The 16,917-nt window shown below is 39.7% G+C and carries 19 protein-coding genes and 1 tRNA gene; 9 read left to right on the forward strand and 11 right to left on the reverse strand.

All coding sequences use genetic code 11. The annotated features are described in order from the left end of the window. The first annotated feature begins 113 nt into the window (after positions 1–113). From rpsB to B3Q46_RS12690, 3 genes are all read left to right on the forward strand, one after another. On the forward strand, positions 114–860 hold the full coding sequence (gene rpsB / locus B3Q46_RS12680) for a 30S ribosomal protein S2 (RefSeq protein ID WP_004784492.1): 747 nt from the start codon (positions 114–116) through the stop codon (positions 858–860). 141 nt (positions 861–1,001) lie between these two features. Then, entirely contained in the window at positions 1,002–1,877 is an 876-nt protein-coding gene (tsf, locus tag B3Q46_RS12685) for a translation elongation factor Ts (RefSeq protein ID WP_004784491.1), read from the forward strand. A gap of 75 nt (positions 1,878–1,952) precedes the next feature. Next, positions 1,953–2,459, forward strand: a complete 507-nt coding sequence (locus B3Q46_RS12690) for a DUF3465 domain-containing protein (protein ID WP_004784486.1) — start codon at positions 1,953–1,955, stop codon at positions 2,457–2,459. Between the two features lie 45 nt (positions 2,460–2,504). Here B3Q46_RS12690 and B3Q46_RS12695 read toward each other — a convergent pair whose 3' ends face one another. From B3Q46_RS12695 to B3Q46_RS12725, 7 genes are all read right to left on the reverse strand, one after another. Further along, entirely contained in the window at positions 2,505–2,960 is a 456-nt protein-coding gene (locus tag B3Q46_RS12695) for a DUF962 domain-containing protein (RefSeq protein ID WP_004784483.1), read from the reverse strand. A 230-nt stretch (positions 2,961–3,190) separates the two neighbouring features. Continuing rightward, the gene (locus B3Q46_RS12700; protein WP_004784482.1) at positions 3,191–3,805 is read right to left on the reverse strand and encodes a septal ring lytic transglycosylase RlpA family protein; all 615 of its coding nucleotides are present in this window, start codon (positions 3,803–3,805) and stop codon (positions 3,191–3,193) included. Between the two features lie 289 nt (positions 3,806–4,094). Then, complete coding sequence (gene mltB, locus B3Q46_RS12705) at positions 4,095–5,096, reverse strand: lytic murein transglycosylase B (RefSeq protein WP_125279353.1); 1,002 nt, start codon at positions 5,094–5,096, stop codon at positions 4,095–4,097. A gap of 289 nt (positions 5,097–5,385) precedes the next feature. Continuing rightward, positions 5,386–6,039 (reverse strand): hypothetical protein, encoded by a 654-nt coding sequence (locus B3Q46_RS12710; protein WP_004784477.1) that lies wholly within the window; start codon positions 6,037–6,039, stop codon positions 5,386–5,388. A 19-nt stretch (positions 6,040–6,058) separates the two neighbouring features. Next, on the reverse strand, positions 6,059–6,874 hold the full coding sequence (gene queF / locus B3Q46_RS12715; protein WP_004784475.1) for an NADPH-dependent 7-cyano-7-deazaguanine reductase QueF: 816 nt from the start codon (positions 6,872–6,874) through the stop codon (positions 6,059–6,061). Next, positions 6,874–7,647, reverse strand: a complete 774-nt coding sequence (locus tag B3Q46_RS12720; protein WP_004784472.1) for an ABC transporter permease — start codon at positions 7,645–7,647, stop codon at positions 6,874–6,876. The genes queF and B3Q46_RS12720 overlap by 1 nt, the downstream gene beginning before the upstream one ends. Next, on the reverse strand, positions 7,644–8,579 hold the full coding sequence (locus tag B3Q46_RS12725; protein WP_004784471.1) for an ABC transporter ATP-binding protein: 936 nt from the start codon (positions 8,577–8,579) through the stop codon (positions 7,644–7,646). The genes B3Q46_RS12720 and B3Q46_RS12725 overlap by 4 nt, the downstream gene beginning before the upstream one ends. 179 nt (positions 8,580–8,758) lie before the next feature. On the opposite strand from B3Q46_RS12725, the gene B3Q46_RS12730 reads away from it, so the two are divergent. Then, positions 8,759–8,834 (forward strand) — tRNA-Arg (locus B3Q46_RS12730). Positions 8,835–8,896: 62 nt separating this feature from the next. Here the strand turns inward: B3Q46_RS12730 and B3Q46_RS12735 are convergent. Then, positions 8,897–9,070 carry a hypothetical protein gene (locus B3Q46_RS12735; protein WP_004784318.1) on the reverse strand — a complete coding sequence of 58 codons (174 nt, stop codon included), beginning with the start codon at positions 9,068–9,070 and terminating at the stop codon, positions 8,897–8,899. Between the two features lie 205 nt (positions 9,071–9,275). Here B3Q46_RS12735 and B3Q46_RS12740 point away from each other — a divergent pair, with 205 nt between their 5' ends. Both B3Q46_RS12740 and B3Q46_RS12745 read left to right on the forward strand, forming a co-directional pair. Next, positions 9,276–9,929: a hypothetical protein gene (locus B3Q46_RS12740; protein ID WP_004784317.1), complete on the forward strand. Its 654-nt coding sequence runs from the start codon at positions 9,276–9,278 to the stop codon at positions 9,927–9,929. A 620-nt stretch (positions 9,930–10,549) separates the two neighbouring features. Beyond that, positions 10,550–10,774 (forward strand): hypothetical protein, encoded by a 225-nt coding sequence (locus B3Q46_RS12745; protein WP_004784316.1) that lies wholly within the window; start codon positions 10,550–10,552, stop codon positions 10,772–10,774. Between the two features lie 265 nt (positions 10,775–11,039). Here the strand turns inward: B3Q46_RS12745 and B3Q46_RS12750 are convergent, their stop codons facing one another. The 3 genes from B3Q46_RS12750 to B3Q46_RS12760 all read right to left on the reverse strand — a co-directional run bounded on the left by B3Q46_RS12750 (position 11,040) and on the right by B3Q46_RS12760 (position 13,036). Next, complete coding sequence (locus B3Q46_RS12750; protein ID WP_004784314.1) at positions 11,040–11,390, reverse strand: hypothetical protein; 351 nt, start codon at positions 11,388–11,390, stop codon at positions 11,040–11,042. Positions 11,391–11,596: 206 nt separating this feature from the next. Further along, on the reverse strand, positions 11,597–12,250 hold the full coding sequence (locus B3Q46_RS12755; RefSeq protein ID WP_004784311.1) for a hypothetical protein: 654 nt from the start codon (positions 12,248–12,250) through the stop codon (positions 11,597–11,599). 87 nt (positions 12,251–12,337) lie between these two features. After that, on the reverse strand, positions 12,338–13,036 hold the full coding sequence (locus tag B3Q46_RS12760; RefSeq protein WP_004784309.1) for a DUF3820 family protein: 699 nt from the start codon (positions 13,034–13,036) through the stop codon (positions 12,338–12,340). A gap of 345 nt (positions 13,037–13,381) precedes the next feature. On the opposite strand from B3Q46_RS12760, the gene B3Q46_RS12765 reads away from it, so the two are divergent. From B3Q46_RS12765 to rnk, 3 genes are all read left to right on the forward strand, one after another. Continuing rightward, entirely contained in the window at positions 13,382–14,611 is a 1,230-nt protein-coding gene (locus B3Q46_RS12765) for an alpha/beta hydrolase (protein ID WP_004784307.1), read from the forward strand. Positions 14,612–14,764: 153 nt separating this feature from the next. After that, positions 14,765–16,018 (forward strand): serine hydroxymethyltransferase, encoded by a 1,254-nt coding sequence (glyA, locus tag B3Q46_RS12770; RefSeq protein WP_004784306.1) that lies wholly within the window; start codon positions 14,765–14,767, stop codon positions 16,016–16,018. 392 nt (positions 16,019–16,410) lie between these two features. Next, the gene (gene rnk, locus B3Q46_RS12775) at positions 16,411–16,815 is read left to right on the forward strand and encodes a nucleoside diphosphate kinase regulator (RefSeq protein WP_262736487.1); all 405 of its coding nucleotides are present in this window, start codon (positions 16,411–16,413) and stop codon (positions 16,813–16,815) included. Positions 16,816–16,917: the final 102 nt, after the last annotated feature.

A 16,917-nucleotide genomic window follows, 5' to 3' on the forward strand; every position in this document is an offset into this window, starting at 1 on the left:
GATTGAATGGTGTATTAAAAATCCGCACATATATCGTCACATTACTCTGGGTGCCCGCAAGGGTGGAGAATGCGGATATATGGAGGCCTAACCCAAACTTTAAGGTAAAGAAAATGGCAGATTACAACGTAAGCATGCGCGACCTTCTACAAGCTGGCGCGCACTTTGGTCACCAAACTCGTTTCTGGAACCCAAAAATGCGTCAATATATCTTTGGCGCGCGTAACAAAATTCACATCATCAACCTTGAGCACACTGTTCCTGCGTTAAATGATGCTTTGAACTTCGCTAACCAATTGGCTAGCAAAAAGAACAAAGTTTTGTTCGTTGGTACTAAACGTGCTGCTTCTGCAATCATCCGTGAACAAGCTCAACGCGCTGGTCAACCATACGTAGATCACCGTTGGTTAGGTGGTATGTTGACGAACTGGAAAACTCTTCGCCAATCTATCAACCGTTTAAAAGACCTTCAAACTCAATCTCAAGACGGTACTTTCGCTAAACTTACTAAACGTGAAGCTTTAGAACGTAGCCGTGAGATGGAAAAACTTGAACGTGCTTTAGGCGGCGTTAAAAACATGGGTGGTTTACCTGACGCATTATTTGTAATCGACGTTGATCACGAAGCGATTGCAATTAAAGAAGCTAAAAACCTTGGTATTCCTGTAATCGGTATCGTTGATACTAACTCTAACCCAGACAACGTAGACTACGTTATTCCGGGTAACGACGATGCGATCCGTGCAGTAACACTTTATGCTTCTGCTATGGCTGATGCGATTCTTGCTGGTAAAGAATATGCTCAATCACAAGCAAATGCACAAGCTAAAGCAGAAGAAGCTCCTGCTTCTGAGGCTTAATGCGTTAGACGCTAGCTTGTCATTTTTGCGACACGTGATGGTGGCAAAGTAAGCGTTATGTATGCAGGCGGCCCATGAGAATCCTCTGGGCCGTTTCTGTTCTAAAAAGAATTCATTTTCTACCGAATTTAGGAGATAAACATGACTGCAGTTACAGCAAGCATGGTTAAAGAACTGCGTGATCGTACTGGTCTAGCAATGATGGAATGTAAAAAAGCTTTGACAGAAGCTGGTGGTGACATCGAATTAGCGATCGACAACCTTCGTAAATCTGGTCAAGCAAAAGCAGCTAAAAAAGCTGGTAACATTGCTGCTGACGGCGCGATCACAATTGCTCAAGAAGGCAACAAAGCAATCCTTCTAGAAGTAAACTGCCAAACTGACTTCGTTGCTAAAGACGAAAACTTTGCTGGTTTCTCTGCGAAAGTTGCTGCTGCTGCACTTGCTGCAAACGAAACTGACGCTGCTAAAATCGCTGAGCTTAAACTTGAAGATGGCGCTACTGTAGAAGAAGCTCGTATTGCGCTAGTTCAAAAAATCGGTGAAAACATCCAAGTACGTCGTGCGAAAATTGTTGAAGGTGAAAACCTGGCTGTTTACAAACACGGTCTTCGTATCGGTGTTGTTGTATCTTACTCAGGTGATGCTGAAACTGGTAAAGGCTTGGCAATGCACATTGCTGCATTCAACCCGGTTGCTGTAAACGCTGAACAAGTTCCTGCTGACCTTATTGCGAAAGAAAAAGAAATCGCTGAAGCAAAAGCACTTGAATCTGGCAAACCAGCAAACATCGTTGAGAAAATGGTTGTAGGTTCTGTTGAGAAATACCTGAACGAAGTTGTTCTTGAGCGTCAACAATACGTAATCGACAACGACAAGAAAGTTGCTGAAGTTCTTAAAGCGACTGGTACTACTGTTGCTAACTTCGTTCGTTTCGAAGTGGGTGAAGGTATCGAGAAGAAAGCCGAGCTTTCTTTCGCTGAAGAAGTTGCTGCTGCTCAGGCTGCTGCAAAATAATTCGGTAACGGATTAGAAAAAAGCCCCGAATGGGGCTTTTTTTATGACTAAATAAAGAATAATCAAGGAGGAATTATGGCAAATAAAACCAATATGGGGATCGGGGCTGTCATTGCACTTTTGGTGGCTGCTTATTTAGGTCTGGATTTATCAGAATCTAAACAACAGACCAATACTTTTATACCTTCAGCAGAAATTGCGCTTCAAGAGCAGACTCATGTTCAAAAAAGTACGCATAAGCTTTCTGATGATACCCAGCGTATAGAGCAAGCTTACCAGCACAGACAAAGTGATCTTCAGGTTCAGGCGAGTGGTAAGGTGGTAGTGTTATTAAAAGATGATAATGAAGGTTTCCGTCATCAGAAATTTATTCTGGAATTATCCTCTGGTCAAACTGTATTAGTTGCGCACAATATTGATCTGGCGCCACGCATCCAGAATATTCAAAAAGGGGATCAGGTTGAGTTTTTTGGTGAGTATGAATATAGCGACAAAGGTGGGGTGATTCATTGGACCCATCATGATCCATCCAATAAGCACATCAGTGGTTGGTTAAAACACCAAGGAAAAACCTATCAATAAAGGAATTTTCCTTGGTTTTATAAATGTAATGATATTACATACGCTTTAAGCGCACTGTATTGCCTCAGATTGACGAGATTTCCATTTAGGTAGGACTTTGCCTAAATAGGCATCCATGCACCATAACGGGCCAATGAGAAGGAATTGAAGGTCCTTGAAGAAAGAAGGCTTTTTACCTTCGACTTTGTGTCCATAAAATTGCCCAATCCAGGCAAAAACAAACAAGGCAATAAAGAAGCCGATACCTACAGGTAAAACCCAGATAAACCAAGCCATCATCAGGGTTAGCGCTGCCATTGCTACAGCCAGTACAATATCTAGACGTGCATAAAACACAAAAGCCAGAACCAGGAGCAGGGCAGTCAGTAAAGCGCTAAAGTGTGCCATGATGCCAATAATGGAAAAATAGATGGCAGGCACGCAGACCCAATGGATCAGTTTGTTGGTTTTGTTTTGATGACTTTCACTATATTCATCTAACCATTCGGATATTGTTTTCATTCTATCGCTCCCATCCATGAACGTACTGTCAGTTTTTAAAATATAAAACAGTTTGAGGGTATGGTCAAAATGAAATCGATAGTGGGTGAGTAAAGTAGAGAAGAGCTATATCTGAATGGAATAACATCGACAGTATTAAGGATAAAAGCAAGTCGAATGCTTGCTCTACATCACCAAATAAAAAAGCCACATGACTGTGGCTTTTGAGTTAAATGTAGAGCGGTCAAATCTTATGAGTTTGGCCCATCTACACGCTCAATATTGACATGTGCAGTACCAGCATTGGTAATACCAAGCTGTTTAGCAGCACCGTAAGATAAATCTAGAACACGGTTGCCATGGAATGGACCACGGTCATTCACCTTCACAACAACACTCTTACCATTGTTTTTGTTGGTCACGCGGATAAAGCAGTTTAATGGCAGGCTACGGTGTGCAGCAGTCATTGCATTCATATCGAATGTTTCACCACTGGCAGTTTTACGGCCATGGAACTGACGACCATACCAAGATGCTGTACCTGTCTGACTGAATTTACGAACTGTGTTTGAAGCAACATTGTTCAGTTTCTCAATCACTGAAGGCTCTTCTGCAGGAATTGCAATTTTTGCTGCAATGGTTTGACGACGAACTTTATCGCCAGAACGCTCAGTGATTGAAAGGCTGTTCAAATTTGTGAAATTTGAATTGAAGCTTTGAGCTTCTTTGTTTAATACACGCGCTGCAAGACGCGAATTGTCATGATCATTATTGAATGATGATGACTGAACCATATCTGCTTGCGATTGCGTTAGGGTAACGGTCGCGGCGATGGCCATAAAATACTTCAGAAAAGAAGAATGCATTGAATCAACTCCTAACAGCATGTTTCATTAGATTGGGCCTAAGTAGCTGATAACCCTATAAACATGCCTGATATTTAACTTATGCAACTACATTTAACGAATTGGATAATATTCATGCTGGCAACTGGCTGTCTAGTGTTTAATTAAAATAGTTAAAAAAAGTACGCAAAATAAACAATGATTGATTAAAAAATAATCAATATTGTAACAATGCGTAAAAAATGCCTAAAATTTAGGCATTTTGTTTAATAAAAATCTTGACTTTAATAGTATGTAGTAATTTTTACTGTTATCGGCTCGTAATTTCTGTACCTAAAAGCCACAATGCAGTGGCATACATACGACTACGATTGTACGTGGTAATCACTTGAAAATTCGGAAAAGTAATATAGTAAATCGGTCCGTAATTTTCTTGTAATTGAATAACATTGACCATATCAAGATCATCAATACGAACAATCGGATTCATCGGACTGATCCCTTGGGTTTTGATTACTCCATAAGGCGTTGGCTGTGTGAGATCTTTGGCGATGACAGAATCAGGATTCGAACCACTATAACGGGCAGGGAAGGCAATCGGCTGATCACGTTGCCAGCCATTTTGAGCCAGATAGTTGGCAATTGAACCAATCGCATCTACCGCAGAATTACGTAGATCGATATGGCCATTACCATCATAGTCGACCCCATACTTTGGAATATTACTTGGCATAAACTGTGGATAGCCCACAGCACCCGCATAAGAACCGACGATTGAGGATGCTGACACACCATCCTTATATGACCATGCGATCAATGCCGCCAGTTCATCCTGGAAGTATTGCGCACGACGTTCATAACCAAAGCCAAGAGTTGCCAGTGCATCGCGGGTCACAAATGAACCCTTGTTGCTGCCAAAACCGGTCTCTACCCCCAAAATACCCAGAATGATCGATTGTGGTACACCAAACTGCTGCTCAGCGCGATTTAGTGTTGCAGCATATTGCTGCTTGAAACGTACACCACGTTGAATCGTGCCTTCTGACAGAAAATTGGTCTTATAGGCATACCATGGCTTACTTTCACCTGGACGATTCATGATATTGATAATATTTGGAAGATTTTTTGCTCCCGTCATTGCACTGTCTACTTGCTGAGCACTTAGACCATAGGTCTGCATGGTATTCTGCTTGAAACTGGCATAAGAGGGATGATATTGAAAATCGTTGGCCAGGCTTAAACTACTGAGTCCGAATGCACTGACAAGGATCGAAAGCTGCTTCAATTTTTTATAAAAATTCGATTTCAACATCTTGGTATGATTTCCAATTTTTTGGTAGGTTTGTGGCTATGTCATTTGAATCGTGCCATGAAAAAGATCAATTCACTTTTCTCAATTTTCTGGCATTAGAGGCAATATTAAAGATAACATTCTGATGAATAGGAGTCATATAAACTCCCTTAAAAACAGGAAAAGGTTGGTTGTTTTTTCAGCATTTTGTATTTTAGTTCACAATAACTGTAACAAGCTATTTCTTAAGCCACAAAAAAGCCTGACCGAAGTCAGGCTTAATCTGCATTTTTTGATTAGATATGCGGCTTTATTCAGTAAAGAATAAAGTGTCGTGATATTCTGCCATTGCCTGCAATTCATCCTTATTTAAATTCAGGATAATTTTATCTGCTGCAATATTAATCGCCTTGATTACTGCTGAAGCACCAATATCAGCAGCCTTGCGTTTAATCATGCCTAAATCTAAGGTTTTATTAAAGTCGACCATAAAATGACGTACAGTCGCTTCACCAAACTGTTTGTACAAATTGCTGAGACTTTGTTTATCGACACTTTGGCCAGCTTTTAATTCTGCATAATGGTGTTTTAGATTGGTGACCAGATTGGCATCTAGAGGTTCACCAATACGGAAATTTCCTTCCGGATCTTTAAACAGGCTGCGTTCAGAGAAAGCGATCGACTCCTTGACGACTTCATTTGGTGCTTTACCCAGTAACTGTTTGAGTAACACTGCCACAGTAGACTTGATATAGCCCGCCAATTTTTCTGCCGTATCGCGTTTTTCGCTTGCCGGAAAACGGCGTACCAGTTCCGTGAGAATTGCATCAATAATTTCATCATTAATCATTAATGCAGTTTTATCACGCAGTGGATAAAGCGGTTCACTCGAGTTTTTATTTTTCTGTGCAGTCTGAATTGTATTTAATAGTTCTGCAGAAGGAATAAAACCAAAAAAAGGCATTCTTAAACCTCAATGTTTTTTATTGTCGCGCTAAACGAATAGGGCGAGGCATCCATGTGGAATCCGATACACGACAAGGGTTGATATCCAATCCACCACGGCGTGTATAGGTCGCATATACCATCAGCTTTTCCGGTTTCAGATTTTGCCAGATATCGGCAAACATCTGTTCCACACATTGTTCGTGAAAACCATTGTGCTGACGATACGAAATAATATAAGCCAAAATACTCTTATAACAAGGTTTTTTGCCCTGATAGCGTATAAATACTGTACCCCAGTCCGGTTGTCCAGTGACTGGGCAGTTACTTCTTAATAAATGTGAATAGAGTTGCACTTCGATATTTTCATCGCTGTGCTGATTTAAAGACAATAAAGAAGCGTCCGGATGATTTTCCAGGCGTTCCGGAGTCAGGTCATCAATACAGATACCTTCAGGCTTGGAAATTTCCAGTTCATCAACATGGAAAAGATCCAGTGTGATTTCAGCACCGGCAGCTTTTGAGAGGTCTTTTTCTACAGTTGTAATAAAGGCCTCTTGCGAATCAAACTTGGCAAAGTTCAGACTATTGAAATATAGCTTTAAAGATTTTGATTCAATGAGATTTGGGGAAAATGCTGGTAGGGTAATTCGACCAATTGCCACTTGAGGCACGCCGGCAGCATTTAACCAAGAAATTTCAAATACATGCCACCAGTCTTTACCTTGCTGAATAGCTTCAACATGGGCATATTTTTCACGGGCAGGCGCACGGGAAATCGGAAACAAAATATCGGGTTGATACTCTGTTGGGTAGTTGGTGTCTTTACCAAGGAGAGAATGTTCTACACTCATTATTCACGCATTCCTGAACCACGAGACAATAAATAGTAAGCAATACCGTAAAGCACGGCACACCAGAAAGTAATCACGACCAATGAAATGGAAACATTGACATCACTATGACCTAAAATGCCGAAACGGAACGCATTGACCATATACACGATCGGATTAACTAAAGAGAGATTTTGCCAGAACGGACTTAAGGCTGAAATCGCATAAAATACACCGCCTAAATAGGTCAGTGGTGTAAGTACAAAAGTCGGGATGATCGAAATATCATCAAAAGATTTGGCATAGACAGCATTAATAAAACCGCCTAGAGAGAATAATAGCGAGGTAATGAGTACTGTATATATAGTCACAAACCAGTTAGTAATATAAAGGTCTGCAAAAAACAGGCTCATGGCACTGACAATAATGGCAACAAACAGACCACGAATTACACCACCCAATACATAGCCCCATAAAATGGCATGTAAAGGTACAGGGCTCATAATTAGCTCTTCAATGCTTTTCTGAAATTTTGAGCTAAAGAAGCTGGAAGAAACGTTGGCATAACTATTAGTAATCACAGCCATCATAATCAGACCAGGGACAATAAACTCCATATAACTATAGCCGCCCATTTCTCCAATACGTGAACCGACCAGATTACCGAAGATCACGAAATATAGACTCATGGTAATGGCAGGTGGCAACAGGGTTTGTGGCCAGATCCGCATAAAGCGGCGAACTTCTTTATGAACGATGGTATATAAGGCGACGCCGAGCTGATTTATATTCATTGTGCAGCTCCATCCAGATTTTTCTCGACCATTTTCACAAACAGTTCTTCTAAGCGATTTGACTTGTTACGCATACTGCGTACTTGAATATTCTGAGATTCCAGTAACTGGAACAGGTCATTCATGCTATGAGCTTTATCCAGTGTCACTTCTAGGGTCATTGGATCAACTAAATTAAATTTCACACCAATAATTTCAATATTTAATGGCTCAATAGGCGCAGCCAGATCGAAGATAAAGGATTCTTCATTAAGCTGATTCAGGAAGTTCTTCATGGTGGTATCTTCTTTGATCACACCACGGTCGATAATCGCAATCCGACGACACAACATCTCTGCTTCTTCCAGATAATGAGTCGTCAAAATAATAGAAGTACCATTATTGTTCATTTCATTAAGAAAATCCCACATGGAACGACGCAATTCGATATCCACACCGGCGGTCGGTTCATCCAGAATCAATAATTTTGGTTCATGCATCATCGCACGGGCGATCATCAGGCGACGTTTCATACCACCTGAAAGCATGCGAGCTTGAGTAGCGCGTTTTTCCCAAAGACCCAGTTTATTTAAATATTCTTCAGCACGCGCTTGAGCAATTTTTTTAGAAATACCGTAATAACCAGCTTGAGTGACCAGAATATCAAAGGTCTTTTCAAACTGGGCGAAGTTAAATTCTTGGGGTACTACGCCTAAACATTGTTTGGCTTCAGAAGGGTGGGTATCCAGATTGTGACCAAAAATCTCAACAGTTCCAGAGGTTTTTCTTGTTAATGAACTGATAATACCAATAGTAGTGGACTTGCCCGCGCCATTAGGTCCTAACAGGGCATAGAATTCACCTTCAGGTACAGTTAAGTTGATTCCTTTAAGTGCCTGAAAACCATTTCCATAGGTCTTCGACAAATCCCTTAATGTCAGCGCATCAGTCATAGAGATCTCAAATGGTGAAAAGTTGAGATATTGTGAGTGATCTTGCAAAATAAACCAAGTCATTCACATGGAATTCTCTGTTGCTGTTTTGGCACACTGTATAAAGGATAGGCATAAAAATAACGAAGTTATAGATAGTTGCTTTACCTTATGCGAATTTTTGTTATGATGTGCATCGCGCGCTCATAGCTCAACTGGATAGAGTACAGGTCTCCGAAGCCTGTGGCGTGGGTTCGAGTCCCGCTGAGCGCACCATCATTTTATTAGTTCACTTACCTCATTAGACTAAAAAAACAATTCCAGATTTATAAAATAAATTATGGATTCTCTTCCTCTTCATCCTGATGTTTTTGACGTATTTGATCTCTTTTCACCTGAGGGTCTTGATCTACGCCTAACTGACCGCGTTGAATCTCTCGATCTTGTTTCTCTTGTGGGTCTAACTCTTCTTCTGGAAACTCTTCATTCAGTTCTTCATCTGGTTTAGCCATCGGGAATTACCTCTTGGAAATATAGGTAGTAATGTTTGTAGAAGATGCTCTTGGACCTCTTATTCTATAAAAGTGGGTGAATTACATTGTTGTATTTATAGTTTGTTTAATCTCATAAATTGTTGTTTCTATAAATAGATGTGCTGAGTAGTTTTTCTATCAAAAAATTAGTATCTTATGCTCACAATAAAAATGAGATATAGATATGAAAAAATTATTATTCATTGGGTTAATGATTGGGGCTTCTTCAGTTGCTGAAGCGAATACACCTTTAGCTATTCAATATGGTAATCCTGCTCCAAAAGATAAAGCCGTTATTACGACTACACCTTATTATGCTCAAGAAAACCTAATAAGTCAGTACTTTTTAGCTTTTGGTTACGCCGGTTCAAAAATAGGGTCAGACAGCTTTTTGGGTACTGAATCATTCGATGGACTGTTTATTAATGGTGAATATCAATCCCATCCGACGACCAGCTTATGGGCCGAATACAAATTTCAAAGCTCAGATATTGATTACAATCAAGTTACAATTGGGGTAAAAAATAAATTTCTGGAAAATGATCAGTTTTATTCAGCAATTTCTATAGGTCTGGGAATGAGCTGGGTAGATGAAAGTGAAACGGATGCAGATCTTGGTCGAGTCGATCTGGAATTGGATTATTTTACAATTCCTGTTGCCTTGGAAGTCGGTTATAAAATTGCTCCTGAAGCAGATTTATTTGGATCTTTTGGTTATCAATGGATGTTTAACCGTGATGCCAAGATTTGTATGAATGGCGCATGTGTCTCTGGCAAGAGTGATGATCTGGACTTGAATGGGGTTACTTATCAATTTGGTTTTCGCTATTACTTTTAGTGGCTAATCAATGGCCTTAATAGCGAACTCTTTTACTTAAGACTTAAAATTGTATCTAGCTAAAATTATTCATTTTTCACATAAATAAAGAATATTTTTATTAAAATTTAAATAGATAGGATATAGAGATTGAAAAGAATAGAGTTGTTTGTAGTGCTCTATTGATCCAGCCAAAATATTCTAATCTGCTTTTGAAAAAGCACAATTTAAATATTGTATAAGTCTTCTTTTAGAAGTGTAAAAGTGTATTGTAGGTAAAAAAAATCCTGCTATATTGAACTCATGGTAGGTCATAAAATGAAACGACGCTACCAATAAGTTGGACGGATCAATGACAGTTAGTTGAGCTCGAACTTAGGTTCAGGCAATAAATCTAGCACTAGCCATCCAACACAGAGCCCGCAGCGATGCGGGCTTTTTAATGCAAAATTTTAAGCGAGAGTTATTAATAATTTCGACTCTTTTATTTGTATAGCACATTCTTCATTAGCGACTATATATAGTCGATAAAAGGTGCTCGCTAAAAAATCTTACATATTCGTTTGAAAGCCTTTCAAATAACTATGTTATAAGAATTCAGACAAGCAAATTTAATAATGCCAATAAAGGGAGGTATGACGATGACAGAAGGTTTAATTGAAGTGCAAGTCAAAAACCAGTATGGCAAAACCCTGAATGTAAAAGCATTACTACGTGCCGGTGCTCATCATAGTGATCCGTCCCAGCATTTGGAACAGCAAGTCGAATATATTGTAGTGGATGATGAAATTATCAGACCAACAATTGAACTGTTATTTGCCAGTGAGCAGACCGACTGCATCTATCGTGTTCTGGATGCTAAATAAGGATCCGGGATTCATTAAGCTGCTTTATGACGTTTAAAGAAAGATATAGCTCATCCAATGATGAGCTTGATTTCGATATCTTAGTTCACTTCTTTATCAAATTGTTTGATGCAGAATAAAAACTGATAAATTTAATTCAAAGAGATTGGATAAATTCCTATCATTTCTCAGTTTTATCATTTTTTTATATAAAATAATATCAAACTATCTATATAGATGATCTAAATTAATTTCTTCGAAAATGCGCTCTAAGAAAAGCATTATTTCAGAAAACTTTTAATGTGACATTTACATCATAACGACCAAATTCTTCCAGAATCTGCTGAAGTGTTTGTTGTCCCAATGCATCTGCAGCTGCAATTTGTACTTCCTGATTGGTCTTGCTGTCAAAGCATTCAATCGTCTGAATCAGCCATTGATGTTCATAGGCAGTTTTCTCAATCAGTATGCGACGCGGTTGCAGCGCATCACTGATCTGGCGAGGCAAGACATACGTGATCGCCAACTGAATATGTTCTAGTTCATCGGCAGCACTGACAAAAGTAATGACCCAGTTTCCCACCTTGCTCAGTTGCATGGGATTATCAAAGGTATCGAATTCAAGATAGTGTTGCATAAGCGTGGGAAGAATAAAAAGTAATACATTCTATATGGCTTTAAATCCTTAATATAGCTATGCATCTATAGTCGAAAGTAAATGAATACAACTACTTTTCAATGAATTAAAATTATATTTTTCAATTAATTAAGAAAAATTCTTGGCTGGATTTATTCATCTTTAAACTTAAGATAGACTTAAAAAGACTGAATCTATGAAGAGTTTTAAGCCTGAGCACGCAGCATGGATAAAGCATGGCTAATTTGCTTGAACAGTTGGTTTAACTCTTGTGAAGGCATGCGGCTTTCCTGGAGAAGTGTCAACCATTGCACCTGACAGACTTTTAAGGCATTGATATCTGGTGCCTGAGCAATATTTTGAATGTGTTGTTTGGCCAATAAGCCACAGTATTTTTTTAAACTTTCCAGCATCAAGCTGCGTACCTGTTCTTGGTTGAGTGCTATATAGGTAATGTCAGCAGGTACGTCAGGCACGTGGGTCGTGGTAACTAATGTCGTAGTAATCGGCGCTTCAAGATCGGCAGATGGGGCAGGACTGGTGATTGAAGTCTGAATATTTGATTCAGGAAAGTGTGGAAATGAGGCTTTTACTGAGTTATTAGCAGGTGCTGAAGTTTGTGCTGACTCTGTACCGACTGCTGCATTTGAAGTCTCTAACTCTTGTACTTCAATCAGTCCTATATCACATAATTGTTGCAGCAAATCATGTGGTGCAATACGCGCTTTAAACTGAGGTGTGAGTAAATCAAAATCCTCAGTGCCAATTAAAACCAAAAGACGTCTTTGACGTGCATTAAGCTCGACATTGCGATGTTGAAGAACATGTAGACCCTTTGCAGTTTTTGAATAGCGCATCATACCTGAATGCCTTATATACAGAGTTCAAGTAGATGCTAATATTAGAAAATTACACTAATATGAAGAGGCTGTTAAATTTACTTAAAATTAAAGTGTTGTAATTGCAATATTTTCTAAAGCCTTACGCAGATAAGGATCGAGATCCTCTTGACGAAGCAGCCATTGCACATAGTCAGCAGGCAGTTCAGCAATCGCAGTACCACGGTGCTTACCAAAATTGATGGTCCGTGGAATACGCGCATCTTCAGATGCCTCATAGAGTTCTTCAATACTGCTGATTTTCAGGTGATGCACAATATGCATCAGAATATTTGCTGTCAAAATGATATCCATATCGGCGCGATGAGCTTTACGGATCATTTCTCGGGCGCGTTCACTGCCTTTGGTAATCATATAGATTAATGCAGAGATATTATGTGCTTCTGCCTCTGGCCAAACTCGGCGGGCGAGGGCAAGGGTACAAACTGCTTTAATATTCGATGAATCGACGCCACATTTTTCTAAGGCACGAATATCATAATCAATATTATGGCCAATGATATAAGTAGTTTCTTGCGGGAGTTCAAAGCTGCTGTAGTGCGGTTGTCCTTCCAGATCAGACTGCAGAATATGATGTACGGCCATTGCAGCAAAGGAAATTGGTTCGTCGCATGAATAAAGTTGATCAAACAAGCGACTTTTATCCAGACTGATTTTATGATCTATGATCTCTACAGGCGCATAGGCAATTTCAATGGGTTGACCATTCAAGGTATGGGTTTCAGTATCGAGAATGATAGCCTGCATGACGGAAATATGCCTGAAAAAAGTGGATATCAAAATCTAACATTATTATTTCAATCCTGACAATTGAAATGCCGGATTTTAACTTTAATTGCAGACTTTTTGACTGATACAGAACATTTGTAATCTACACTTATAAATAAAAGTTTTCAAAGTTTCTGTAAATATTTCCATAACTTAAATTTATCATGTCGGAATGGTCATAAATTAAATCGCTATTTATTAGAAAAATAACAAAATAATCTCTTGCCATTAATAGAATAACTTGGGAAATTAATCTATAGTTTTATCATTTGATAAAACTATAAAAAATCATAAGAGACAATAATTAAGACAAGGATAAGATCGATGAAACGTCATGTATTGACTGGTTCTCTACTCGCCCTAAGCGTAGCTTTAACTGCTTGTAATGATAGCGATGATGATGGTAATTTTGAGTCCAAACCCGCTATTCCGGTAAATAATATTGCCAATCCGGTTGTAGCAACGCCTGTGGCTTATACCGAAACGGACCTGACAGCTGTTGCCGATGAAAGCGTGGTTATGACTTATAAGATGTTAGGTATCAATAATAACGAAACCCAAGCGACGGCACTGCTTTTCACTCCAAAAGGAACACGTCCTGCGAAAGGTTGGCCGATAGTTGCATGGGCACATGGTACGACCGGTGTGGCTGATCAGTGTGCACCAAGTAAAAATCAGCTTAATAATGACATCACGAATATGATTACTGGTCTCCTTAAGGCTGGATACATTGTCGTTGCACCTGATTATGAAGGCTTAGGAGAGCCGAGTGGTACAGAACTTCATCCTTTCCTTAATCTTAAGAGTGAAGCCTATTCAATTACCGATGCTGTAGTCGCAGCAAAAGACTATTTAGGTTCGGATGCCTCTAATCAATGGATGGCTGTCGGTCATTCTCAAGGTGGTCAAGCGGCTTTAGGCGCTGCACAATATGCGGTACGTGCTTCTCAAATGACTTATAAAGGTACGGTGGCTTTAGCACCTGCTTCTAATTTTAGTTTGATTTTGGCAGGTGGTGAGGCTCAAGCTGGACAGGAAACAAATCTGAATAAAAAAATTGAAACTTTAGCCTCTTTAGATACTTTTACTGCACTGATCGCCGCGGGATTGCGTAATCCGAATCCAAATCTGCAATATAGTCAGGTCTTTAAAACACCAACAGATGAGATTGCCAAGAATGCTGAAACAGACTGTTATGATGTATTAGGCAATAAATTCGGTATGGCAATGGGAGCTTATGCCCAAACCAATGGAAATCTAGAAGGATATTCGCGTACTCAAGCTAATTTTATGAGTATTCCAGTAGTGAAGAATTTCCTGGATAAAGACTCTCAGCCTTTACAAGTTAAAGTGTCTACACCTGTGATTATTTATCAGGGAGAGGCGGATCCCACTGTTCCAAAGGCTGCAACAGATGTTTTGGTTAGCTTGGCGAATCAGAAACAAACCTCGGTACAATATATTACGGACGGTTCATGGGATCATGGTAGCGTCTATGCACTGAATATTGCTAATATTATTTCAGATGTAAAATCTCTAATGCCAATTCAATAACTTATTTTTATCTCTATAGCTCATGTTTTTTAAGCATGAGCTATTTTTATTGCAAACTGAATAAAGTTCATGATCGAAATTGGCAAAGTTCATGTTACAATACGCGCCAATCTTAGCACGGCTTAAAAGCCCTAATTTAATAGGACCTCGCTAATGTTTGCCAATATCTCTATTGCTGAATTTGATCCAGAAATCGCTCAAGCAATCTCTAACGAAGATGCTCGCCAAGAAGCGCACATCGAGTTGATCGCTTCTGAAAACTATTGCTCACCAGCAGTAATGGAAGCTCAAGGATCAAAACTCACTAACAAATATGCAGAAGGCTACCCAGGCAAACGCTACTATGGCGGTTGTGAATATGTAGATGTCATTGAACAATTGGCAATTGACCGTGCTAAAGAATTATTTGGTGCTGATTATGCTAACGTTCAGCCACATGCTGGTTCTCAAGCAAACTCTGCAGTTTACCTAGCGCTGCTTAACCCAGGTGACACAGTATTGGGTATGAGTCTGGCTCACGGTGGTCACTTGACTCACGGTGCGAAAGTAAGCTTCTCAGGTAAAACTTATAATGCAATTCAATACGGTCTGAATCCAGAAACTGGTGAGATCGATTATGAAGAAGTTGAGCGTCTAGCTGTAGAACACAAACCACGTATGATCGTAGCTGGTTTCTCTGCATACAGTCAAATCGTAGATTGGCAACGTTTCCGTGATATCGCGGACAAAGTTGGCGCTTACTTATTTGTAGATATGGCTCACGTCGCTGGTCTGGTTGCTGCTGGCGTTTACCCAAGTCCAGTTCAAATTGCTGACGTAACAACTACGACTACTCACAAAACTCTTCGTGGTCCTCGTTCAGGTCTGATCTTGGCGAAAGCAAACGAAGAAATCGAGAAAAAACTTCAATCAGCTGTATTCCCAGGTAACCAAGGTGGTCCTCTGGTTCACGCGGTTGCTGCTAAAGCAATCTGCTTCAAAGAAGCAATGGCACCTGAATACAAAGCATATCAACAACAAGTGGTTAAGAATGCTCAAGCTATGGCTGAAGTTCTAATCGAACGCGGTTACGACGTTGTATCTGGCGGCACTAAAAACCACCTGTTCTTGTTGTCTCTGATCAAACAAGATATCACTGGTAAAGATGCTGATGCTTGGTTAGGTGCTGCTCACATCACTGTGAACAAAAACTCTGTACCAAACGACCCACGTTCTCCATTCGTGACTTCAGGTATCCGTATCGGTACACCTGCTGTAACGACTCGTGGTTTCGGTGAATCAGAAGTTCGTGAACTTGCTGGTTGGATCGCTGACATCCTTGATGCTAAAGGCGATGAAGCCGTAATCGCTGCGGTTAAAGAAAAAGTTGCTGCTGTTTGCGCTAAATTCCCTGTTTACGCAAAATAAGCCTAACTTGAGAAAAGCCCCCTCAAGGGGGCTTTTTTATTGGGTGATATTGTTTCTGACTCATCTTCTGCTGCTCACTTTTATGATCAGTTAAAAGAGACGATAAGATCAAAGCTTAATCAATCCTATATATAAAATACTCATCCTTTTATAAAACAAAGTTGAGAAATACAGATCCTATAAATCTGATTTCGAAAAGAGTATTGAGTTTTTCTAAAACTGGTTACATTCTTTGAAAAACAGCTTTATAAGTTGAGTTAAGACACAATTTTTTTAGCAGCTAAAAAAAGATTTTTTATATTTAACTTAATTTAATTCGATTAATCACTTAGAACCTAGATTCATTCGCTTTTTAAAAACTATTCAATCATTCATTAAACAAGGTAGTAAGAATGGCTAAACCAAAAATTATTTTATCTGAACAGGATGTGGAACGTCTCGAAACCATGCTTGAAAATCAGGACAAGCTCAGTGAGACCATGCTTCAACTGGAAGATGAACTGGCTCGTGCTGAAGTGATCAAGCCAGAGGACATGCCAAGCAATGTAGTGACCATGCATGCGCGTGCATTGTTGACGATTGCACCATCAACGGAGCCTGTAGAAATTACCCTAGTTTACCCGCATGAGTTTAAAGGTGAAAAAGGGCAGGTAAATGTCGTAGCACCGATTGGAACTGCGATCTTGGGTCTGGCAGAAGGACAAACTATTGAATGGCCACAACCTGATGGTCAGTTGATGAAAGTCACGATTGAAAAAGTGCTGTATCAGCCAGAGCGAGAAGGTGACTATCTATAATTTTTTAGTTAAATCGCCGATATAAAAAGGCCCCTATAATCGGGGCTTTTTAATATCCATGTTTTAATGCTTGGTGAGTTTAGTAAGCGTCCGCTGAACCCC

It is taken from the genome of Acinetobacter sp. UBA2581, assembly GCF_002339435.1.
Taxonomy (GTDB): Bacteria; Pseudomonadota; Gammaproteobacteria; order Pseudomonadales; family Moraxellaceae; genus Acinetobacter; species Acinetobacter variabilis.